Raw genomic sequence first — 23,651 nt, 5'->3', positions numbered from 1 at the left:
GCGCGCGCGGAACGCATCCAACGACCCATGGCTTTGCCGTTGCCGTCACCGATTCTGCCCATGCTCGCCAAGCGCGTCGATGAGATTCCTTCAGTCTCAGATGTATGGAGCTTTGAGCCGAAGTGGGACGGCTTTCGCGCGGTGATCTTTCGCAACGGCGACGACCTGCTGATACAAAGCCGCGATGGCAAGCCGCTCGATCGTTACTTTCCGGAACTTCGCGAACCGTTACTGCGGCAACTGCCTGAACAGTGCGTGCTGGATGGCGAAGTGGTCATCGCGCGCGATGGCGGCCTGGATTTCGATGCGTTGACCCTGCGGATCCATCCTGCGGCTACTCGGGTGAAGATGTTGGCTGAAGCGTCGCCGGCGTCGGTCGTCTTCTTCGATTTGCTCCAGCTTGAGGGCCGCGATTTGCGCGATGAGCCTTTCCATCTGCGGCGTGCTGACCTCGAACGCGTTCTCGCGAAGGCGGAGGCGCCGCTGCACCTGACCCCTGCGACGAAGGATCGCGCGACGGCGCAGGATTGGTTCAAGCGCTTTGAAGGAGCGGGCCTCGATGGCGTGATCGCAAAGGCGATCTCCGGACCGTATACGCCGGATAAGAGAACCATGCTGAAGATCAAGCATGAGCGCGACTGCGACTGTGTCGTGGCGGGTTTCCGGTGGCATAAAGATGGCGATGGGGTAGCCATTGGTTCGCTCCTGCTTGGCCTCTACAGCGGTGTGGGCAAGCTGCAGCATGTCGGTGTCTGCGCGAGCTTTACGGCTGCGAAGCGCAAGGAGCTTGTGGAATTCCTCGCGCCGTATCGTGAGGATGCGTTGCGCGATCATCCGTGGGCGGACTGGGCCGACGAGGCCGCGCAGGCCAGCGGCCGGATGCCCGGAGGGCAGTCGCGATGGAACGCGCGGAAAGACCTAAGCTGGCAGCCGATGCGTATCGAGCTTGTCGTCGAGGTAGCGTATGAGCATATGCAGGGCGACCGGTTTCGTCACCTTGCGCACTTTCGGCGCTGGCGTGCCGATAAGGCACCGAAGGACTGCACGTATGAGCAGCTTGAAGTCGTTCCGCCGCACGAGTTGATGAGCATCTTTTCGGAAGGAACTTAGCGGATGCTTATGACTCTTCCCTGGTTTCGCGCCAGGCGCGCGTTGGATCATCATCCGGATCAGGGGTGCCCTGCGGGGGACGCAAAGTCTCCGGAATATGCCGCAGGTTGACGCGAATGCGATACCAGACGTAGGACGCGCCTCTCATGCGGTCGACCAGAATGTCATCCGGCGCGAGAAGTGCCGCAGCTTCGGGGTGTTGTTGCTTCCAGCGTTCCAAGCCAGCTTCCGCCGAAGCTTTGTCAGGAGATTGCGCGATCACGATCAGAGGCATGGCCGGCTGGCGGCGGCCTTTTTTGGGGGGACCAGCCGCAGGCTCAGGATTTTCGCCGCCGGGCTGAGCCGGCTTCTTCCTTGTGGCGGAGACGCGCGATTTCGAAGGTTGCACGCGGGCAGGCTCGCCGTCCATCTTGCGGAAGTGTGGCGGCCAAGGCGCGTCGCCCAGGCCTTCGGACTCGTCACGTGCGGCCAGCTCCAGCAAGGCGTCCAGCACCCCGGCGTAGTCGTTCATCGCGGCGTGTGGATCGCCGATCTTCGCGAAGCGATCCGGCACCGTAAGAACGGTAAAGTCGGCAGGGTCGCAGGTCATCACCTCATCCCAGCGGAGGGGCGTGCTGACGCGCGCATCGGGGAGCGGCCTGACCGAATAGGCGGAGCAGGTCGTTCGATCTTTCGCGTTCTGGTTGTAGTCCAGGAAGACGCCATGGCGCTCTTCCTTCCACCATTTGCTGCTGGCAAGCGAACAGCGCTTCTCGACCGCGCGTGCCAGCGCGAGCGCCGCCCGGCGCACCTCGGTGAACCCCCAGCGCGGCTCAATGCGAACGTTGATGTGAATGCCTCGTGAGCCGCTGGTCTTGGGCCACGCGACGAGGCCGAGTTCGTCGAGGAGCGCCTTCACTTCCATAGCGACAGCGCGGACGTCGGTCCACGCTACGCCGGGCTGTGGGTCGAGATCGACACGTAGCTCGTCGGGATGATCGAGGTCGCCGGTGCGCACCGGGTGCGGATGTAACTCCATGCAGCCAAGGTTCACGATCCAGGCGATGCCGGCGGCATCATCGACAACGACTTCTTCGGCGGTGCGACCGGAGGGGAACGAGAGGGTCACCGTTCGCATCCACTCGGGCAGGTCACTGGGCGCGCGCTTTTGGTAAAAGGGCTCTGCTTCCGCGCCATTGACGAAACGTTTCAGGACCACAGGGCGATCCTGGATGCCGCGGAGTGCACCCGGAGCCACGGCCAGAAAATAGCGGACGATATCCAGTTTTGTGAGATGTACACCGCGTGTGAAGTACGCCTTCGACGGGCTGCTGATGCGCACCATACGGCCACTTACTTCGAGCAACTCCGCGTCGTCTTCTTTCGCCATCGTTGTCCTCGCCAACGAACTTTGATGCCTTTTCTGGGCGGCCAGTGACCAGGCCATCGGGATCACTATTTGAGCGAGGTCATGCCTGGCTGGATCCAGGAGAAGAGAAAGGAACCGAGTTCTGGGAACTGGGTGGCGACGAAGCTGAGGATTGGGATGCCGATGAGCGAAGCGGTCTTGATCAGGAAGTCCCAATCAAGTTCCCCAGGTGTGTTCTTGGTGACGCGGCTGAGGACGGCATCGCGGTTGATGGAGGCAAAGATGGTGATGCCAACCGCGGAGAGAATGCCGAGAGTCACGGAGAGGGCGATGAGTATCAGGTGACGGTTGAGAAACGGGTAGGAGGTGCATGCCCAAACGAGGAAAAAGTAGAGCACGGCGGCGGTCATGAGGCGGGAACGAATCTGGGCGAGGACCATGCGGCTGAAATGCAGATAGACAAGGGCGACCCATTCCTCGCGTGCCAGATGCCTCGCTTCGGTGGGCGAGGGCTTCTCGGGGCATTTGCAGCCTTCTTCGGGGGACTCGAGATCGGGGGCAGTAATCGAGACAACCTCACGACTCCAATGGATGTGCAGCTTGTCCAGGAGCGAGTCGGCCAAGGTCTGGATTCCTTGCTGGACATCGTCGAAGGCCTGCAGGACGGGCGGGCTCAACCTCGGACTTCTTTTGTATTCCTTCCAAAGAGAAACTGCCTTCTGCTGGAGATTCTTTCCTCCGGAGACGATGGTCTGGCTTTCAGGCAGGAGCGGTTTCCGTTCCGCCTGCTCCAACAGGCGAAAGATCGCGCGGTACTGGGAGACAGAGTTCTGTGGCATCCAGAAAGACTTCCAGGTAAGACCTCCGATGGCGTTGAACGCCCGGCGGAGGGAGGAGTTCTCAAGCGGCTGGAGGATGTGGCTACTGAGGTTCGACCAGATGGCAAATGCCATCGCGAGATCCCACAGGATGGCGACGAGGACGAGCGAGAGGAGAAGCTCCAGACAGACATGAGTTGCTCGGCCATCGAAGACACGAGGGGAGACATCCGCGGCGCAGCAGAGAAGGAGCGCGGTGACGGAGAGGATTGCGAGCGACAGAGCCTTAGGGCCCCACTGCTTCCGCGTGGGCGGATAGTGCAGCAAGGAGGTGACCCGGTTGGAGCCTTGCTGATTCGGGATGTTTGGGATCGAGCCGCTATTGTCCGGCAGCCGCGGGGCGAGCTGGCTGGTGAAGTTGAGACGTCCCAGATGGCTGTAGAGGACATAAGCAAGACCTGCGGAAGCAAGAAACAACGAGTGAACGGGCGAGGCTCCGCTCAGAGGCTGCGTGACGCGGTAGGCGAAGAGCGCGTGCATTCCATCGACTCCCATCGACGGGGGGAGAATCCGCCAGAGCAGGAGCCAGAACGAGGTCGTTCCCGCAACAACTACTAGGAACAGAGGCACGTACGTCCACTTCCCGGGAGAGGTCGAAGGCAACCGGCCCAGGAGAAGAGTTGCGGCCGTCGAGAGACAAAGCATGCTGATGGCAAAGGGAAGCGCTGTCGAGGCACTGAGTAAGCCAAGCCGGGCAGGCGGAGGAAGAAGAACGGCGAGCATAAAGACGCCAACCAGATTGATGCCGAGAAGAAGCAGGAGCTTAGCGGTGCGGGTCGTTCTATCGTTCGTCAGGTAGTGAGCCTCGACGCCTTGCGGCTTCGGGAGTTTGAAGTCAAGACAGAAGTAGAGGTGAGCCAAACTTAACAGGGACAGAATGACCAGAAAGAACCGTTGCGAGGCGGGGGGAGGAAGGGGTTGGTCAAGACCGGCCGGTTCTCTCGAGAGTTTGAGGTCAGGCAGGTGGAAGTTCGATCGCTTCGTATCACCGGCGTTCGCGTCAAGCAGAGCGACCGGCCAGAATCGGCCATTATCCTCGGAACATAGCCACAACGGGGGATGCCCGAACGTCTCCCGCCGGAATGGCGAGTGGTAGTCCGGAAGGTCAAGAACAGGCGAGCCGTCTTGCGGAGCACTGTCCCTGAGGAGATAGTGGACGGCTGTGTGAAATCCTTCGGCGTTATCGCTTGTGAAGTTTCGAAATTGGGTGGCGGGCGGTCCTCCCGCTTGATGTGCAGGAAGACTCCAGAAGTAGTTCTCGGAGATGAGAGGCCATGACCCGACGAAGTAGATGTTTCGGAAGACACTGTTGGTCGCGGACCGGAGGAACAGATCGTCAGCTTCCCAGATGACGATCAGCAGGTTCGGAGCCTGTCGCGCGAGGATCTGGGCGACAAAGATTACGTCGAGTACGTCTGTGCCGCTGAGAATAACTGCCTGAATGCCTCGCTCGCGCAGCATTGTGGTGAGCTGATAGACGTTGCTCTCCTGCGAAACCGGCATCTGCTGGTGGGCGAAGACAGGGACGGAATCCTCGTCGATGGTTGTTTCATCGAAATCGAGATTGAGATTGACGCTTCCGGAGCCCTCCGTTGTTCCGCCAAAGCCCCAGATACTGCTCTTCTGGTAAGCAGTGCGAAGATGAGAGATGCCGCGTGGGTAGGTGACGTTAAGGACCTTGCTGCGTTCCTCCGTCCCCGCGGCTGATCTGGTTGCGGAGCCATTGGCGGTGGGCTTGCTGGCGTCCCTGATATTAAGGCCGAAGTTACTCTCATCCTCGGTGAGCACCGCGATCCGCGACGGCTCGATGTTTCCGTGTGCGTTGTCGGTGAGAAAGTCTTCTGTGCTCTTGATGACCGAATAAGAGTCAGGGGCGAAGGAGACGAAGCTGCTCTGTATGTTGCCGGTCATGACGCTACAGCCGCCGCTTGCTTGTTGTGCGCCCGGCAGAAAGTGAGAGCAGTCAGGATCCGTGATGGAGCCACTTGCAACTTCGACCGACTTGAGTGTGGGGGAAGAGTGCGTGGATGAAGTCGACCCTGACTGTGCGAGGAGCGTGGGTATCTCCTCAATCAGAGATCGTAAGGAGGGCCCGGATCCGCTGAAGCTTGGGCCAAGAATCTTTAGCTTCTCCTGTTGATTCGAACGTCTGGCAAATTGGCGAATGGCTTCGCGAAACTGAGTTCCGTTAATTCCCGATGTCGGCGAATTTCCTACGACAAACACTTCGAGAGACTTTGGTGGACAGGCGCCTTCAGTAGCCTTCGTTCGGCCTGGTCTATAGAGAAGAACCCCGGGCATCTGCTCGCGGCCCTCGAAGAAAAGCCGCTGTTCCTGACGGTCGAGGAAGCGATCTCCGGGGGCGCTTGATGAGCCTTCCGCGGACCAGGGCATCCAGTTTCCCTGGTACTGGTAACCGCTTTCCTGGAGCGCATCGCCGAGGGTGTCGAGATCGCGGTCGAACCAGAGGGCGAGACGGGTGTGTGCCGGGTCCGGCTCGATGGCGATCATGACCTCGAGATCGCTGCATTGCGCAGTGGATGATGGCTTGGGGGCCGACTCTCCCTCGCTTCCGCGAGGTGTGTAGAAGTCAGCGATGGCATCATCTAATTCCTTTGCCGCGGACCGTTGTCCCGTTTCCTTTGGATGGCGTTTTAGATCTTCGGTCCAGTCGATCTTCGCCATCGTCTCTTCCAGCGTGCTCGTGTGCCGATGGGACGATGCCGTCGCCGCGGAGCCACTGCTGCCGCCGAGTTGAGGGGACGGCCCCGATGTGCCGACACGCATGGCCGCGGCGGCGATGCCGGCGGCGACGATACCAGTAATGAGGGAGCGCTGCGCCATAGCAAATCACCTGCAAAAGGGTGGGGCGTTCCGTAGCCTGTGCCCATGTAACGATGGTGGGAAAAGGTAACACAGCGTTACATCCGTCTCAACCAGCAAGACAGCCCGGAACAATCAGTAGCACTTTTTGCATGCATCGCAATGAACGGCGAAATAGCCAACGAGGCTCGTTCGCGTGATCGGCTCGGCCCCGAATTAACGTCAGGCATGGGAGGGGGATGTCTTTCTCCCCATAATTATTCAGACGACGCATCGGGGCGTTCTGGATTGGAACGGAGACTTATCCTTGTTTTGGAGGCTGCAGGCGCAGAGCACTTCCGTGCCGGCTGAGAGCTATATAGCGAATAGCCTCAGATCATCTCCGCGACCACGAAGGAACGCGCATGATGAAGTTGAACTTGCTAGTTGAAGATAATCGTCGAAAGACTCTCTTCGATGGCGTACACGTGAACCTTGTTTCTACCGGTTCGCTTGGCTACGTATAGGGCTTCATCCGCCGCAGCCACCATCTCCTCGCAGTTCGCCGCGTTGACCGCTGCCGCGAGTCCGAAGCTGCAGGTCGCCGTAACACTCTTCTGCCCAAACGGTATCGGAATGCCGTAGACGGCTTGGCGAAATTCCTCCGCTCTCGTGAAGGCGTCGGCCTGCGTGCAACCTGGAAGTACGATCAGAAACTCCTCGCCGCCATAGCGGCCAACCGAATCGTACGGTCTCATAAGACCTGAAATTCGCCGGGCCACCTCTTGGAGCACACAATCGCCGGCCTGATGTCCGTGCGTGTCGTTGACCTGTTTGAAGTGATCTAGATCGGCCATCACGACGCACACGTCGCCGTCCTCTCGCCGGGATCGATCGATCTCACGTTCCAGAATCTCAAAGATGGAACGGCGATTCCACACCCTTGTGAGGCCGTCCCTCGTGGCCTGCTCATGCAGGGCTGCCTGAGCTGCTTCCGCGGCCCTGGTCGCCTTCTGGAGCTCGGCCGTCCTTTGCAAGACCCGCTGCTCCAACTCGGCGTTACGGCGTACAAGATAACCTGTCCTTATGCGATAGGTCACCACCGAGATCAGAATGAGGAGCAATCCGCAGGAGAGACGAAACCATCCCGTCTGCCAGAAGTGCGGTGTCATGCGAAGCTTGATTCCCGGAGCGCTCGGTCCCCACTCCCCCTCGCCATGTGCTGCCTGCACCTCGAAGAAGTAGTGGCCTGGCGGCAGTCTGGTGTAGAACGCCTGTCGCCGCGGTCCTACCTCAACCCAATTCGGGTCGAATCCACGCAACCGGTAGCGGAATCGGATGCGCTCGGGAGCAACAAAGTCAGGCGCGGTGAACTGGATTTCGAGATCGGTGCTCTCTGGCCCAGCTATAACCTCCCGCTGGAACGGAACTACCTTCTGGTTGACCACCACGCTTTCGACCGTCGCGGGCGGCGGAGAAGGAACGACCTGGCCGAGCCTTGGGTCGATCGAAGCGACGCCAGCAACCGTGGCAAACCAGAGGCGTCCATTCTCGCCTTTCCAGATCGACGGACTTGCGCCAAAGTTACACTCAGCAACCCTCATCCCGTCAGGGGTCCCATACACGATGGAATGGATGGAAGAGATCTTTCCATCCGCATAGTCATTGAGTTCCTTCTTGCTTACCCGGAAGATACCTTTGTTACACGTCATCCAGAGGTTGCCGGAATCGTCCTCGACAATCGCACCAACTGTCAGATCGAACAGGCCCTGGGCGACAGAGTACGTCGTAATCTTGCCATCCTTGATACGGTTCAAGCCGCCAGGCGATGTTCCCGCCCAGGTGACTCCTTCAGGATCGACATAGATCGCCTGGGCGAAGTTGCTCAACAAGCCATTTGCCGTGGTGTAGCTCGTAAAGGTTCCAGAAGAGAAGTGAGTTACTCCCCCATGATCCGAGCCGAGCCAGATCGAACCATCGGGAGCGAAGACAGACGTATTCAGCAGCCCCGGTGATTTGTAGTGCTCAAACTTTCCATCATGAAACCGCACGAGTCCGTTGAGTTCGTGGAACGAGAGCCACAGATCGCCATTTCTATCCTCGAGGATCGAAGCAATCCGCGCGTCGGGGCTCTCGGCGTCTCGAAAGGAGGTAATGTGGCCATTGAAAAGCCGGCTGAGAATACCGTGCTCTGAACCGATCCAGAGACTTCCGTCCCTCGCCTCACTGAGGCCATTCACCGACCCATCGGGCAAGCCATCCCGGGTTGTAAATACGCGTACTTTTCCATCTTTCGTGACATGATTCAGACCGGTGCTGTTCGTGCCGACCCAGACGCTTCCGTCGCGGGCCTGCAAGACGGTCCAGATCATGTTCTCGGAGAGACCTTCCTTCTCCCCGAAGCTCTCGAAGAGCCCCTCTCGGAGTTCCACCGCGCCACCCTCCGCGAGTCCAATCCAAAGGTGGTTGGCACGGTCCTCGTAGATGGCGGACACATCATCCGAGGGCAAGCCGTCGCGATGCGTATAGCCAGTGAGCGAGCCTTTGGAAAATGAGGCAATTCCGCTGTGCATGAAGGCGACCCACAGCATTCCTTCATGGTCCACAAGCAGGGAACTGATGCGCGCGTGTGAGGGCATGCTGGCTGTGGCTATATTCTCGAGGAGGCCATGACCTGGATCCCAGTGAGCGATCCCTTTGGGGGTCGCCAACCACAGAGATCCGTTATGGGAGGCGACGATTCTTAGAATGTTGCTATCCGGAAGACCGTCGGTTGTTGTGTAGAGCCGGAAGCGACCATCTTTCAGGCTCATCAGCCCCTGGGCCGTCGCAAACCACATGGTTCCGTCCGGAGTCTCGGCAATGCCGCGGATATCATTGCACGGCAACCCGTCCTTTGCTCCGTAGAGACGAACTTGATCATCTTTGACCGAGTACAGCCGTCCCGCACTTCCGACCCAGATGCTTCCGTCGCGGCTTGCGAAGAGCGTAGTGAGCGGGGTATCGGCCGTAATGTAACTGCGAAATACACCCTCTCTATAGCGGGTTAGCCCGCTCCTGGTCCCGATCCAAACGCTTCCATCCAGACCCGAAGCGAGGAGTTGGATATAGTTATCCTTCAAGCCTCGGCTATTGAGTGTGTTGAAGACGGTAAATCGAATTCCGTCGAAGCGGGCGAAGCCTTCCTGCGTGCCAAACCAGAGATAGCCGTCGCGCGTCTGCGTCACCGAAGCGACAGAATTCTGCGGGAGTCCGTTTCTATCGGTCAGTTCCGTCTGGGTATATTGCGTCAGCTTGGATTCCGACGCGAAGATGACAGACGAGAAGGAGACGAGGACGATGAGTAAAGTTGCGAGATACTTCGCTCGCCGCACTCGAACTTTCCGGAGATAGCCCATCGCTTCTCACCATCTTCTTGCTTCGATCGCCGTCAATAACTTCGTTAATCATCCATCGCGATGCCACGGTCTTCGGCGCGCGTGTCTCCTGCTGGAAGGAGGCTATTTCGACGAGTGTGATTGTTCGTCGAATTAACCGCAATGACACAAACGGGGCACGGACGCTATGAGTGTGTATTCCCCACTTACCGAAGCATTCCCCAAACGTTGCAGTCAGCTTGGCTGGATACGCCTGAACGGCCTTGCGCTTGGTCCCGATAGAAGCGTGAGCGAGCAAATCGCACCCAGACACCAAGGGCAGAACGTGTTGCTGGTCGAAGCTTGCGGAGGCCACCGCAAATGAAGCTGAAGAAGATCCTGGTAGTGGACGATGATCCGGAGATGCGCCTTGCCCTGAAGATCAGGCTGCGCGCCAACAACTACGAGGTAGAGGCGGCGGAGGACGGCGTTTCAGCCATTGCGGAGGCGCGGCGGCGCCAGCCCGACCTGATCCTTCTCGATCTTGGCCTTCCGGCGGGCGACGGCTTTACTGTTCTCGAACGTCTCTAGGCTCTCGATGAGCTGGCAAAGATCCCTGTAATCGTTGTCTCTGGACGGAATCGGTTGATGAATCAAGATCGCGCTCTCAACTGCGGCGCACGAATTTTCCTGCAGAAGCCCGTCAAGAACGCCGAGCTCCTGCGCTCGATCGAGCGGATACTCGAATCAGGATCGGATCCCGATTCGGTCGTCTACGACCTTGACGCTTGCAAAGTTGCGACACACTCCTGACATGCAGCCGACTTCGCTCCTGCTTCTTCTCTCTTCGGGTCCTGTTCAAACTTTGCTCACCTCAGAGTACTCGCCCCGGCGCGCGCTTTACATGGCGCACCCCTGGCTGCTCTGGACAAACGTGCTGTCCGATGTGCTGACGGTGATCTCGTATGCTTCATTTCTTCTCGGGCTTCGATGGTTGTTATCGAGGATCAAGCACATACCGGGAATCAGAGCTCACCTTTGGGTGTTTGCCGCTTTCAAGATCTTTGTTGCTGCCAGTGGCGCTACGATCCTGATCCGCATCATCAACATCTGGTTCCCTCTCTACCAGTTCTCTATTGCCTTGAAGATCATTTGTGCCACCGCGTCGATCCCAGCCGGGATCCTGTTCGCCTGGCGATCGCAGGCCATTGCGAAAAACATCACGCGTTTCTTTGACCTTCTCGTGTCTGACCAGCAACGCAGTGAAGCCTTGAGAAAGAGCGAGGAGTTCCTCGAGCGCACTGGAACGATTGCGGGCGTTGGTGGCTGGGAGGTGGACCTTGTTACCAACGAAGTAACGTGGTCGGCGGAAACCTACCGCATCCATCGAGTTCCGCTCGATTACAAGCCGACGCTCAAAGAAGGACTCGCTTTCTACACGCCCGAGTGCCGCCCGATCATTACCGCCGCGGTGCAGAGAGCATGCGAGGGTGGGGAAGGATGGGACCTCGAGCTTTCCGTCACTCGCTGCGACGGCGTTCGCATTTGGGTCCGCACCGTCGGAGCGGCGGAGCTTAAGGATGGTGTTCCGATCCGACTGGCTGGGGCCTTCCAGGATGTAACCGCCAGGGTTGCAGAACGCACGGCGCTCAGGGACGCCAACGAGCGAGTCGCGCTCGCCACCGATAGTGGTGGGATCGGTATCTGGGACTGGGATATCGCCAAGGGGTTTGTTCACTGTGACCGGTGGATGCATCGTCTTCACGGCATGACATACACCGGCGAGCCCGCCGACGAGATGCTGTGGCGCGAACAACTTCATCCTGACGATCGGGAGTCTGTTGTGGGTGCGCTCCACGACGCACTGGCCGGTGGAAAGCCATACGATATGGAGTTCAGAGTCTTATGGCAGGATGGTAGCATCCACAACATTCGCGCGACTGCGCAGATATCCCGTGATGATGCCGGAGAGCCGATTCGCATGGTGGGAGCGAACTGGGATGTCACTGAATCGAGGCAGTTGACCGCAGCGCTCGCTCAGCAACACGAATTGCTCCGTGTCACCCTCCAGTCCATCGGAGACGGTGTTATCACGACCGACGCCTATTCCAACATCACCTGGATGAATCCCGTCGCCGAGCGGATGACCGCATGGTCTGTCAGCGAGGCCATCGGGTTGCCGATCACGGAGGTCTTCCAGATCGTTCATGCCGAGTCAGGTGCGGCCGTCAACAATCCGGTCGTCGTGTGCCTTGCAAGCCGAAGCGCTACCAACCTTGCACCGAATACGAACCTCATCTCCCGCGACGGAAGCCAGTTAGGCATCGAGGACTCGGCGGCCCCTATTCTCGGAGATCGAGGTGAACTTCGCGGAGCGGTGCTGGTCTTTCACGATGCGACCGAACAGCGCAGCCTGATCGCGGAGACGAGACGCGTGGACAAAATGGAGTTGAAGCTGAAGGATGACTTCCTCTCGCACGTCTCGCACGAGCTACGCTCTCCGCTTACGTCGATCTATTCCTTCAGTTCCATCATTGCGGACGGCCTTGCCGGGAGCACGACGGCAGAGCAGAAGCAATATCTTGGCATCGTTCTCAAGAATGTCGAACAGCTTCAGTTCATGATTGAGGATCTTCTAACCGTCACGCAAATGAGGGAAGGCAAGCTGAGCATCCATCCGCAGGCGATCTCGGCACAGGAGGCCGTCTCGGATACCATCGACACGATGCAGGGCGCAGCCGCTCGCAAGAACCTTTCGCTTCGGTCGGAGTGTCAAATCGAAATTGACAACGCTTATGCCGATCCTACCCGTCTTCGCCAGATCCTGATCATTCTTCTCGACAATGCCATCAAGTTCACCCCTGAGGGTGGCACAATCAGCGTCCAGGTCTCGGAAGAGAGTGCCGGCTACCTGCTCGTGCAGGTCTCGGATACGGGATGCGGAATTCCACCGGAGCAGAGGGGGCGGGTTTTCGAGAATCTCTACCAGATCGACAGAGCCGGCCAGGGGGAACCAAACGGATCTGGCCGAAACGGACTCGGACTGGGCCTTCATATAGCAAAAGACCTAGTCACGAGACAGGGTGGGCGGATCCGGATCTCCGACGCTCCTCAGAGAGGTACGGTCTTCTCCTTCACGGTACCTACCTGCGCCGGCAAGTTGGCTGGATTCGCCGCGAGTGACGAGTGGATGGCTACGGCCTAAACCAGGCGATTGACTATGATGATCGTTACCACGTAGCATCTGTCGCATGAAACGGCGCGACTTTGTGAAGGGCCTTGCTGTCGCCACGGCAACGGCAAGTACAGCGTTTGGACAGCAGAATTCGGGCGCGCAGGCGCAGAATCCGCCTCCGGCTACGAACACAGTCGATCAGGGAACGATGGCTGTCAACCCGTCAGCGGCCTCCAGTCCGCGGGCAATCTCCCGCGTCCAGCGGGATGCGCAGGTCCGGACGCCGAACATCCCGATCTCGCAACCGGATGACGTGGCGATCACGGAGACGCGTTATTTCACCCCGGTGCGTTTCGCGACCTTGACGCATCTCTGCGAGGTGTTCATGCCGGCTGGTGACGACTATCCAAGCGCCCTGAAAGCCGGTACGCCGGAGTTCCTGGACTTTTATATCGGGGCGTCGCCCCGCGAACAACAGGCCATGTACAACAACGGCCTTGATCGCCTCAACGCCGACAGCATGAAGCAGTTCAACATTCCGTTTGCGAAGGCTGACGCGAAGCAGGCCGATGCCGTCATCCGTCCTCATCTGAAGGGATGGATGAATGATCATCCGCCGACGGAGGGTCACATCCGTTTCGTTAACCTGGCGCACCGCGACATTAGGACGGCCACGATGAACTCGCCGGTTTGGGCGAAGGCAGCTGAGGCGCTCGGCGAGCGTACGCCGGGCGTGGGACTTTACTGGCATCCGATCGATCCGGGCACGCAGACATGGGTGAGCAACGGCATGGCGCAGGCCACACCAACCTCGAAACAGAAGCATTCCTAAGATTCGGATCCTGAGAGAAGAGAGCAGAGAGCATGGCACAGAAGAAGGTGGACGTCCTCATCATCGGGTCGGGACATACCGGCGGAATGGCCGCAAAGATTCTGACGGAAAAAGGTATCGCCTGCACGATGCTGGATGCCGGTCCGATGCTGAACTTCGAGAAGGATCGCGAGCTGAAGCCGGTACACGAGCTTCCTTACCGAGGATTCGATGCGCCGGGCCGTTTGCCGCACGTCTTCCAGGCGAGCGAGTTCAACGCGAACATGTGGGTGGATGAGAAGACCATTCCTTACTACCATCCGCCTGATCAGATCTACAACTGGGTTCGGGTACGCAGCGTTGGTGGACGTTCGCCGTTCTGGGGACGTCAGTCTTTCCGCCACAGCGACTACGAGTTCAAGAGCAAGGATCATGACGGCTTCGGCGAAAACTGGCCGATCTCGCTGAAGGACCTGGAGCCTTATTATCCGCGCGTGGAAGAGATCTTCCGGGTCACGGGACACACCGATGGTTTGCCGCAGTATCCTGACGGTAAGTTCATCGAAGATAATTCTCCCTGGTCCGGGGCCATGCAGCGGTTTGTGAACGCCGGCAAGAAGCATGGTGTGCCGGTTACGAAGGCGCGGTCGGCGCTGGGCAAGGATGGGATGGCCGCTTCCATCAACCTGGTGATTCCGGATGCGGTGGCCACCGGGAAGCTGACGACGATACCCAACGCGATCGTTCGGCAGATCACGGTGGACAAGGCGACTGGCCTAGCTGACGGAGTTCTATTTGTTGACCGCCACTCGCACCGCGAGATGGTCTTGAAGGCAAGGGTGGTGATCGTTGCCGCGGGAACTCTGGAGACGACCCGTCTGCTGATGATCTCGAATATCTGCAACTCGAGTGGCGCTCTCGGGCACTATCTCACGGACCAGATCTATGGCGCGGGTATCATCTGCTCGGTTCCAGAGGCACGCGACGGCAAGGGCGGCAAGGGCCTGATGGGCGGAGGCGCGCTGATTCCGGGCTTTCGCAACCTGGATACGAAGAGCGATGGCTTTCTTCGCCGCTATGCCGTCAACGTCTCCAACAATAACGGTCCGTTCGACGCGCGCTCTCTGCCGTTCTATGGCAAGGAACTGGATAAGAAGCTGCAAAGCTATAACGGGAGTTCCTTCTCGACAAACATCATGGGCGAGACGCTTGGGCATTACGAGAACCACGTTACGCTCAACAAAGATGTCGTGGATGCCTGGGGCATGCCCACGCTCAACATTTATACGAAGTACACGAGCAACGAGACCAACATGACCAAGGACTATATCGACACCATGTCGGCGATGGCCGAAGACGCTGGTTTCGATATCCTGGTCAAAAACTACGAGTTCAACCCGCCTGGCTTCTCGATTCATGAGCAGGGCACAGCGCGCATGAGCGACGATCCGAAGAAGGGCGTCGTCAACAAGTGGAATCAGAGCCACGATATGAAGAACCTCTTCATCACCGATGCAAGCGTTTTCGTAAGTGCGGGCTGGCAGAATCCGACGATTACCATGTGCACGCTCGCCATGCGTGCTTCGGATTATCTCGCCGAGGAGATGCGGAAGGGCAACGTCTAACGTTCGACGTCATAAGATACTGCTGTTTTCCAGAAGAAGGGATTTTGCGTGCGGAACTTGCTGCTGATGTTCGTCATACTCTTCGGCCTGAGCGCTGGTCTCCGCGCGCAGGACGGTGGCGCGTCTAAGCCGGCCGCCCCGGCGCAGCCCATCGCCTTCAACCACAAGCTGCACATTCAGACTGCGAAGCTCGAATGCAACGACTGTCATGAATCTCGCGGTGACGGTTCGACGGTCAGCATGCCGCAGCCCCCGAAGTGCATGCTGTGCCATGCGTCGGTTGCGACGGACAAGCCGGATATTCAGCGCCTGGCGGCCGCGGCGAAGAATGAAGACAGCATTCCCTGGGTTCGCGTCTACCGTGTGCCTTCGTTCGTGACCTTCAGCCACAAGACTCACACGGCAGCGGGCAACAAGTGCGAGGAGTGCCATGGGCCGGTCGCTGAGCGGACTGCCATTGCACTTGAACATCCCACAAACATGGGAAGCTGCATTGCCTGCCATTCGGCAAAGCAGGCTCCGACCGGATGCGATACGTGTCACGGGATTATGTCGAAGAACGGCCACTCGCCTTTTGATGCCGACGGTGTCGTTTTGGCCCGCCTCCAAGTTCCTTCGGGAAAGACGTCGAAGTCCATGGTGTCGGGATCTTCTGAGGAGCGGCGTCTAAGCGCCGCGGAAGCTTTCCTTCATGCGCCTATGCTGTAGCGAGGTCCACGAGGAGCCAGGTCCAGGACAAGCCAACCGAAAAGAGTCTAACCCTAATATCGTGTGCCTTTCTGCACGGACCCGTCGGTCCCTTCCCTTGCGGCTACCTACGCCTTGCGGGATCCGGTAATTTCAACTTGGGATTTCAAGCCGCCCCGTAGCTCACTAGAAGTTGTAGCGGAGTCCCCCTTCGATACGTCGACCGTTGTCTGCGGAATAAGGAACCAGGAAGAAGGGCGATCCGAGCACACCGCCCTCCGAGGTGACATTCGTGTGATTGAGGAGGTTCGAGGAGCGGACATTCGCTGTCAGGGTCTGCCGATGGTCCGCTTTCGGGTCGCGAGTGATGTTGAAGACGCGCTGGATGTTGCCGTCAACGTGGAAGCTCCAGGGAAGGCTCGCAATATTGCGGGCGAGAACGCCAGTGCCTCCGGTTGCGACAAGGGTGCCAAACGGAGTACTAACAGCCCCTGCCTGGCCGGGAAGAGCAAACTGAGGGCGGTCGTTGAAGTTGCCATCGCCGTTGTTATCAAAGCCAGTTGTCAGGTTGAAGGGAGAGTTGCCGTTGCCGTAGTAGTTGGTACTCAGGACGACCTTCCCGGGTAGATGAGCCGTGACGTTGGCGAAGTTCTGCCAGAGTGAGTTACCGGTCTCACGGGCATACTCCCCGGCGTTGGTCGAGGAGCTTTGCGGAGTGAGAAAGGCGTTGTCATCCGTATCCGAAAGAATGTGGATCCTCACCGCCCCGACGAAGAACTGGACTGCCTTGAGCTTCTGGTTGCCGATACCACCGAATTCGATGTCCCCGGCAGCATCCGCTGAGCTCTGCAGTTGCAGAACGTCGAGGTTGGCGGCGCCGGGACGGGGCCCGGTCGGTGAGCCGCTCAGAGGCGTGTTGACGTTGAGGGTGCGCTCCTGGCGCCAGCCCCGGATGTAGATGATATTCGAAGAGAGGGAGAACCCGAAGGGTAGCGTCTTGTCGGCACCCACCTGCGCCATCAAGGTCTGGTTGCTGCCGTAGTTGGGTGCGAGAGTGCGGATGGATTGGACGACGGAGCTGCCGGTGGTGGCAGGGGTGCCGTAGACGGGATCGTAGACAAGCGAGGTGACGCGATTCGTGCCGTCCTGCCGGAGGAGCTCTGCTTGCGTGAAGGCGAGACCGTTGGGGCTATGGCCGCTGAAGAGCCCGAGGTGGGCATTAAGGTTGAGCGTTTTGCTGCCGCCCGGTGCCCAGGATACGCCTGCGCGAGGGCTGACGCCGTCGGCCTGGAACGGATGATTCGCCACGAAGTAGCGGAGGCCGAGCGATAGCGTGAGGTTCGACCGGAGCTTCATGTCGTCCTGAAAGAAGAAGGCGCTGTAGAGCTCGGTGAGGTCAACCTGCGGGTTGCCGGAAACGGAGGAGTACTGGCTTGGGGTTCCGCCCGGAAGTGCAAGCAAGGCTCGGCGATACTGTTCGAGACCGCTGATGGTCTCCGTGGCTGCGGTTGGGGTGTTGCCGTTCAGCACAGGGGCGGTGCCTCCGCCAAAGATATACGTTCCATTGAAGTTGGTGGTGAGGGTCTGGTGCTCGACGTAATCGAAGAACTGGAGACCGGCTTTGAGCGAGTGCCTGCCCTTCGTGTAGATGAAGTCGTCGTCCCACTCCGTGCGGATCTGGCGTATGCGCTGATTGCCGATATTGGCGCCCCCTCCGGTAAAGGCACCTGCGACCTGAATCTGTGGCGCAGTTGATGTGGGAACGTCGATCTCGCCGCGAAAGTCGACGCTGACGCGGCCTTCGTGCAGGAGGTTCGGAGAGATCGTGGTGGTATCGCTGAAGCGGAGAACGTGATCGTAGGTCTGGGAGTCGTAGCCGCTTTCGAGCAGTGTGGTTCCACCGACACCAACGTTCGAGAGATGGTCCACATTGGCAGAGTAGCTGGCGAAGGCGATGTTCTTCGGGCCGAGCTGCACATCGAAACGGCCGCTCCCGATCCACAGGCGCTGCGGCAGGGGAACATTCGCGACGGTAGAGGTCTGATTGCCAGCCGAGTCCAGGGTGATCGCGTTGACCACAGCGAAGTCATCGATCGACCGGTGCTCCAGCGCGAACGAGAAGTTGGAGCCTTCTTTGCGGACGGGGCCGTTGAGAGTGAAGCCGTAACGCTGCTTGCCTATCGCGGCAGGTGCATCGGAAAAGGGATCGCGGGCGTTCATAAACTGCGAGGAGTTGGTGGTGAAGAGCGAGCCATGGAAGTTTTTCGCGCCGGGCTTGGTATAGATCTGGATGTGACCGCCTTCAAAGGGCGGCTGGCGATTCTCAGAGGAAAACAGGTCGGGATTGACCTCGACGCGGGCGATGGAGGACTTGGGAGGTAGCGGGCTATCGTCCTGAAAGCCGTCGACAGAGATAACGGTTCCGGAGGGGGGTCCACCGGCCGACGCCGCCAACTGCTGGAGTTCGCGCTGGAGGTCGTCGGGATCGTCCGCCAGGGTCGTGAGCTGGTCCCCGGAGAGCGTGCCCCCGTTGAGTCCACCCAGCACGGGCTGAGTACCGGAATCTCCCGCATCGACGGTGACGGTGATGGAATCCGAGGGCACCAGGGTGATGTGGAGGTCGTTTGTCGAGCGCGAGGGTAGCTCCTGCTCGAGAGGCGCGAATCCGTTGGCACTGGTCGCAAGGTGGTGAGGGCCAGGGCCGACGCACGGAAAGCGGAAACGGCCATCGCCGCCGCTGGTCTGACTCGGGCTACCGTCCAGTTGAACGCGGGCACCGGGGATCACGGCGGCGGTGCTGTCCTGGACCGTGCCGGTGAGGGGTTTGCCAGGGCACGGTGTCTGAGCGCGGGCACGTGAGGCCAAGGAAACAGCTAACGCCGGCAAGAGTGCCGCCGCGAAGAACAGATGTCGCATTAAAACTTCTCCTGAGCTTGAACGGCTGGTTGGGATACGAAGAGTAGACCAGCTCGGTTCCAGATCGTTTTGCGGAAAAATCAGCAAAGTGTTGAGGGGCTGGGTTCATCAGATGCCAATGCAGTCAGCCTTGCCACCCCATCCGGCTCGCGTTGTTGTCGCCGTCGTGGCTCTTCCGACGAGAAACAGGCGACTACTGCTCCCAGTCTCGATCCCGATGCCGTATTCAGGCACACGTGGGAGCCAAATGCATCCAATTGCTATTCGCAATGCATCCAGATACATACAGTATCTGAAACGGATGTTGATCAGGAGACACGGATGGAGCAAAGGTGGAAACCTAGGGTCAACCCATGGTTGATCGCGGCAACCGTGGCCCTGGCTGCCTTCATGGAGGTCCTGGACACCTCCATTGCCAACGTCGCCCTTCCACATATTGCCGGAAACCTGGGCGCGAGCCAGGACCAGGGCACATGGGTGCTCACCAGCTACCTGGTGGCAAATGCGATTGTGTTGCCTGCAGGCGCGTGGGCATCCAGCGTCATTGGCCGCAAGAACTTTTTTCTCGCCTGTATCACCCTGTTCACCGTAGCAAGCTTCATGTGCGGCATCGCGCCGTCTCTTCCCATTCTTCTAATCGCACGCGTTGTTCAGGGTGCGGGTGGCGGCGGATTGCAGCCCATGGCGCAGGCCATTATGGCTGACAGCTTCGATGAGAAGAGACGAGGACAGGCATTCGCTCTTTATGGACTCGTAGCGGTGCTTGCACCATCAATCGGGCCTACGTTAGGTGGATGGATTACCGACAACTACTCCTGGCGCTGGATCTTCTATATCAATCTGCCAGTCGGCATTCTTGCCTTTATCCTCGTCACGCGCCTCGTGGAGGATCCGCCGTGGATCAAGCCGAGCCGAGATAATCTGCGCAGGCTCGATTACGTCGGACTCAGCTTCCTCACCCTCGCGATGGGTGGCATGCAGATCTTTCTCGATAAAGGGCAGGAGAAGGATTGGTTCGGCTCCGAGTTCATTCGCGTCTTCGCGGGCCTCTTCGCGATCGGCATGATCGGTCTCATCTGGTGGGAGTTCAAGGTGAAAAACCCAATCATGAATCTAAGACTCTTCCAATATAAGAACTTCGCGATCTGTTGCCTCCTGATGCTGCTGGTGGGCGGCGTTCTAAACGCAGCGACCGTTCTCCAGCCGCAGTTTATGCAGGAGTTGCTTGGGTATACTGCTACCAAGGCCGGTGAAGCGCTGACTGGCGGAGGCCTCGCGCTGCTTGTTGTGATGCCGCTGGCAGGAATCGCAGTCGGGAAGTTTCCGGCTCGCAATCTGGTGATGATCGGCTTCGCCTTCTTCGCGTACAGTTTTTACTTCTCATCGACCCACATCTCACCCTATATCTCATTTAACGAGAATGCTCTGCTCCGGATCTTGCAGGTGCTGCCAATCCCATTTGCTTTTATTTCGATCACAAACGCCGCATATGTGGGTCTGCCGCGGGAGGCGTCGAATCAGGTCTCGGGCATTATCAATTTTGTCAGAAATGTCGGTGGCAGCATCTTGATCGCACTGACAGGTGCGGGCGTCGTGCAACGTACCTCGTTTCATGAGGCCCGGCTGCAGAATTACATGTTGCCGGGAAGCCAGGCCTATAACTCGCAGATGACCGCGATGAGTGGCTTCTTCCAGGGTCACACGGGCAACGCATATGATGCGCAACATATGGCTCAGGCAAACATCTATCAGCAGCTCAACCAGCAGGCGACGGTGCTCGCGTATCAAGACATCTACCGCGTCCTTTGTTGGATGTCGGTATTTCTCGTTCTATTCGGCTTATTGCTCAGTAAGAACAGACCCGGCCAGGGTGCCCCGGCAGGCGAAGCAGTCCACTAAAAGAATTGATGGGACGCACTATGAGAGCAGCCTCGCATAAAGCCACAAGCTACTTCGCCGCCCGCCAAGACGAGCCGCCGAGCCGGACCATCTCTTCGCCACGGAGACTCTCCCGTGAGGAGAGTCAGCGTCAGACACGTGCCCGCCTCATCGAGGTAGGGAGGCAGCACTTTCTTGCCTATGGGCTCGGTGGCGCGGTAGCGGAGAAGATCGCCGAAGAGGCGGGCTATTCCCGCGGCGCGCTTTATTCGAACTTCGCAGGCAAGGAAGATCTCTTTGTCGCTGTCATGCAGGAAGAGCATCAGCGGTATTGTGAGCTCTATAAGGCGATCTATCGCGACAACGGAGATTCAGAGAAGATGCTCCAAGAACTCCGGACTACCTATATCGATATGTTGGTCAACCCAGAGTGGGTGATCCTCTGGGCGGAATTTCAGTCTGAAGCTGTTCGAAACAAGGAGATGCAAAGCCGATACCGGCAGTTCTACCATGCGATGGTTCAGGACTCCGTCAATCGGCTGACAGAACACATTGAGAATGGCAGCCTGTTATGCAAGATGTCTCCTAGTAACTTCGTGCTTGCCATGAGCAGCTTCGCGCATGGACTCGCTTTGCGGCAACGGGTTGTAGGATCGCAGCCTTCTGAAAGAACGACGCGAAAGCTCATAGGCGAAGTGTTTGACACCTTGATTCGAACCCACGCTGGAGAGTGGAAAGTGGATTCGCATCGCCCTCTCAATCCGTGAAGACAGATATCGAAGTCTATCTGCCCCGGTTTTTCGATACCTGCCTCCAGGTTAAGCGTTCAGCCTAACCAAAGCCTTTGTAAATATAAGTTACGAAGATTTTCATTTCGCAATGGCGCGAGCTCAGTGCGGGGGTTGTTCCATCTGAGCGATCTTGACGGCTGTTGCGTCCGAGTCTTCTTTGGAAAGTGCTGCACTCTCCTGCATCGCTCTGCCGAAAGCTTGCTTCGCCTCCGGAACCCTGTGTAGCTGTAGAAGTGTGCCTCCAAGAGCGGCCTCGATCAACGGAGCTTGGGGAGCGATCGCGATCGCTGCTTCAGCTTCCTTGAGCGCAGCATCTGAGTTTCCCATTCGCATGAGCAACGGGACCTGGCTCAGGTGAGACTCCGCCGCAAGCAGTGGCACATCGAACGACCCCTCGTAGACGAGGACAGAATGGCCGATCAGCTCAGATGGCTGGCCATCCTGAAATTGCCTATAAGGGTTGAGACTTCCTGGCCCCCAGAGCACCCCTGCGGCATCCTCGGCGCTGACGAGAAGGGTGCCCTGTAGATGTGAAGGGACCACGGGGCTCGGTTGTCCCGCCAGCATGGCAAGGCCAGTCGGCAGCGGCCGGCACGGTGTCTTGTCGTAGGGGGGAGCGCCACTGAGATAGCTGTAGGCAAACCAGCAGTCCGTGACGTGATGCGACGTGGTCCACGCGTTGACTTCCTTGAGTTGCTGCGCCCAATCGACGTTCGAGTCGGTGAGCATGCGATACGTTCGGGACGAGCCACCGAACGCTTCGTTTGCGTAAGGCAGGTAGTCCGGATAGGCGTGGAGCGATGTGGCGCACTGGAAGACAAAGAGAGCAGAGACTATGGCGGCGGCATAACGAGACCTGCGGGCTATCTGCAAAGCGGCTGCGGCGGCGAGGAGGATTGCGAAGGGATAGATCGCGAGCACATGACGTACGCCGATGTTGACGTGTGCAGGCAGGCAGGCAATAAGGATGGTGAACAGAGCAATCGCCAGAATCACGGCTTCGCGACGGAACCGCTTCAGTGCGAAGGTCGCGGCCACGAGAAGTAGGATCAAGGTCAGCGTGCTTTTGATGAGCAGCGCGGCTGGGAAGTAAAGCCATGTTCCTCGCGGGTAGATATGCCCGAAGAGAAATCCCGCACCTTCGGTAAAAGAGGTAGCAAGCTTGGTCCATCCGAAGAGATAGGCTTCCGGTAACAGGTGCCATGCGGCAAGGTGTGTCACCAGGCTGGCTTGCCACGGAGAAGGCCCCATGTGCACAAAGGCCGCGAGTGGAGGGCCGAGGGTCAGTCCGTTGGGCCGGGCCTCGTAGCGGAAGGTATAGAAGCTCCAGAGCACGACATAACCGATGAGACCAACGGCGAGAACCGCAGAGAACAGCGAAGCTGCTCTTTGGGCACGGTGAGAGGGAGTCGTGGCTATCTCCCAAAGCGCAATCAGGGCAATGATGGGAAGGACGAGGACTCCATTTAGCTTTGCCGAGAGCGCGAGGCCAACGGCTAGTCCGCATAGCACAACCCTCAACCATCCGGGACGCTTGAGATAGCGGTAAAACGCGTAGACAGAAGCAAAGGTAAAACAGGCTACGCCCATGTCCGTCGTTACCAGGGCACCGTGTGCCAGGATGGTGGGCTCGAAGGTAAACAGGGTGAGGGCGAGCAGGCCTGCCAGTGGGCCGAACATCTCCCATCCTGCAGCGAAAATCAAGAGCGCGAGTGCAAAGGTAAACAGGCTCGCAGCAATGCGTGCCCGGGTCAGCAAACGATAATCACCGTTTTCAGCAAGCATCTGCTGGCCGCCGGTGTATTGCTCCACCAGGAAGAGAAATCGTGGCGGAGCCGCTGGCTTGATCGTCATGCCAAGCAAGGGAGCTGCCGCGACCAGCTTTACGAGTGGGGGATGTTCGGGGTTCACGCCGAAGTCCCTTGCGGTCCAGTGCTGATAGCCAGCGTAGAGGTGAGCGCCCTCGTCGTAGCTCATGGAGAGGTGCCCAATCGAAAGCCATTCTTCGGCGGCGAGTGTGCACAGGAGGCATGCGGCTATTAGGAAGAAGACAAGAGTCCGGCGTGGTGACGGGGCCGAGCCCTGAACTGTGGGCGATGTAGCGCTTTTTGATAGCAGCTTCGGAGTGTGGCACATGGGAGATGCTCCCGGAAAATAAGGTGAGCGTAAGGTAAAGTCGTTGGAAACTGCTGCGGAGGATGGAGTAAGTGCAAGTTCAGATAGGAAGGATCAGCGGGAACGGGCTATCGGGAGTCTCGAGTCACAGCCTTGCGA

Annotated in this window: 14 protein-coding genes; 9 read left to right on the top strand and 5 right to left on the bottom strand. The window is 58.6% G+C overall.

Going from position 1 to position 23,651, the window contains the following annotated elements:
* Positions 1–27 precede the first annotated feature (27 nt).
* The gene (locus GRAN_RS18310; protein WP_128914498.1) at positions 28–1,110 is read left to right on the top strand and encodes an ATP-dependent DNA ligase; all 1,083 of its coding nucleotides are present in this window, start codon (positions 28–30) and stop codon (positions 1,108–1,110) included.
* Positions 1,111–1,117: 7 nt separating this feature from the next.
* Here GRAN_RS18310 and GRAN_RS18305 read toward each other — a convergent pair whose 3' ends face one another.
* The 3 genes from GRAN_RS18305 to GRAN_RS18295 all read right to left on the bottom strand — a co-directional run bounded on the left by GRAN_RS18305 (position 1,118) and on the right by GRAN_RS18295 (position 9,536).
* Positions 1,118–2,479: a DNA polymerase domain-containing protein gene (locus GRAN_RS18305; protein WP_128914497.1), complete on the bottom strand. Its 1,362-nt coding sequence runs from the start codon at positions 2,477–2,479 to the stop codon at positions 1,118–1,120.
* A gap of 65 nt (positions 2,480–2,544) precedes the next feature.
* Entirely contained in the window at positions 2,545–6,180 is a 3,636-nt protein-coding gene (locus GRAN_RS18300) for a hypothetical protein (RefSeq protein WP_128914496.1), read from the bottom strand.
* Between the two features lie 401 nt (positions 6,181–6,581).
* Positions 6,582–9,536: a ligand-binding sensor domain-containing diguanylate cyclase gene (locus GRAN_RS18295; RefSeq protein WP_128914495.1), complete on the bottom strand. Its 2,955-nt coding sequence runs from the start codon at positions 9,534–9,536 to the stop codon at positions 6,582–6,584.
* Positions 9,537–9,875: 339 nt separating this feature from the next.
* Here GRAN_RS18295 and GRAN_RS18290 point away from each other — a divergent pair, with 339 nt between their 5' ends.
* The 6 genes from GRAN_RS18290 (at position 9,876) to GRAN_RS18265 (ending at position 15,813) form a co-directional block, all read left to right on the top strand.
* Positions 9,876–10,085, top strand: coding sequence for a response regulator (locus tag GRAN_RS18290; RefSeq protein ID WP_128914494.1), 210 nt, complete (start codon positions 9,876–9,878; stop codon positions 10,083–10,085).
* A 57-nt stretch (positions 10,086–10,142) separates the two neighbouring features.
* Positions 10,143–10,307, top strand: coding sequence for a hypothetical protein (locus GRAN_RS18285; RefSeq protein ID WP_128914493.1), 165 nt, complete (start codon positions 10,143–10,145; stop codon positions 10,305–10,307).
* Between the two features lie 229 nt (positions 10,308–10,536).
* On the top strand, positions 10,537–12,699 hold the full coding sequence (locus GRAN_RS18280; protein ID WP_161571045.1) for an ATP-binding protein: 2,163 nt from the start codon (positions 10,537–10,539) through the stop codon (positions 12,697–12,699).
* A gap of 46 nt (positions 12,700–12,745) precedes the next feature.
* Entirely contained in the window at positions 12,746–13,501 is a 756-nt protein-coding gene (locus GRAN_RS18275; RefSeq protein WP_128914491.1) for a gluconate 2-dehydrogenase subunit 3 family protein, read from the top strand.
* A gap of 32 nt (positions 13,502–13,533) precedes the next feature.
* Positions 13,534–15,105, top strand: coding sequence for a GMC oxidoreductase (locus GRAN_RS18270; RefSeq protein ID WP_128914490.1), 1,572 nt, complete (start codon positions 13,534–13,536; stop codon positions 15,103–15,105).
* Positions 15,106–15,153: 48 nt separating this feature from the next.
* Entirely contained in the window at positions 15,154–15,813 is a 660-nt protein-coding gene (locus tag GRAN_RS18265) for a cytochrome c3 family protein (RefSeq protein ID WP_128914489.1), read from the top strand.
* 165 nt (positions 15,814–15,978) lie between these two features.
* Here the strand turns inward: GRAN_RS18265 and GRAN_RS18260 are convergent, their stop codons facing one another.
* Positions 15,979–18,708 carry a TonB-dependent receptor gene (locus GRAN_RS18260; RefSeq protein WP_128914488.1) on the bottom strand — a complete coding sequence of 910 codons (2,730 nt, stop codon included), beginning with the start codon at positions 18,706–18,708 and terminating at the stop codon, positions 15,979–15,981.
* Between the two features lie 69 nt (positions 18,709–18,777).
* On the opposite strand from GRAN_RS18260, the gene GRAN_RS18255 reads away from it, so the two are divergent.
* Together GRAN_RS18255 and GRAN_RS18250 are read left to right on the top strand one after the other, a co-directional pair.
* Positions 18,778–20,607 (top strand): DHA2 family efflux MFS transporter permease subunit, encoded by a 1,830-nt coding sequence (locus GRAN_RS18255; protein ID WP_241654955.1) that lies wholly within the window; start codon positions 18,778–18,780, stop codon positions 20,605–20,607.
* Positions 20,608–20,615: 8 nt separating this feature from the next.
* Positions 20,616–21,353 (top strand): TetR/AcrR family transcriptional regulator, encoded by a 738-nt coding sequence (locus GRAN_RS18250; RefSeq protein WP_128914487.1) that lies wholly within the window; start codon positions 20,616–20,618, stop codon positions 21,351–21,353.
* A 123-nt stretch (positions 21,354–21,476) separates the two neighbouring features.
* On the opposite strand, the gene GRAN_RS18245 is transcribed toward GRAN_RS18250, so the two are convergent.
* Entirely contained in the window at positions 21,477–23,354 is a 1,878-nt protein-coding gene (locus GRAN_RS18245) for a phospholipid carrier-dependent glycosyltransferase (protein WP_161571044.1), read from the bottom strand.
* Positions 23,355–23,651: the final 297 nt, after the last annotated feature.

The sequence above is a fragment of the Granulicella sibirica genome (assembly GCF_004115155.1).
GTDB classification, from domain to species: Bacteria; Acidobacteriota; Terriglobia; order Terriglobales; family Acidobacteriaceae; genus Edaphobacter; species Edaphobacter sibiricus.
This window is presented reverse-complemented; position numbering and strand designations above follow the sequence as displayed.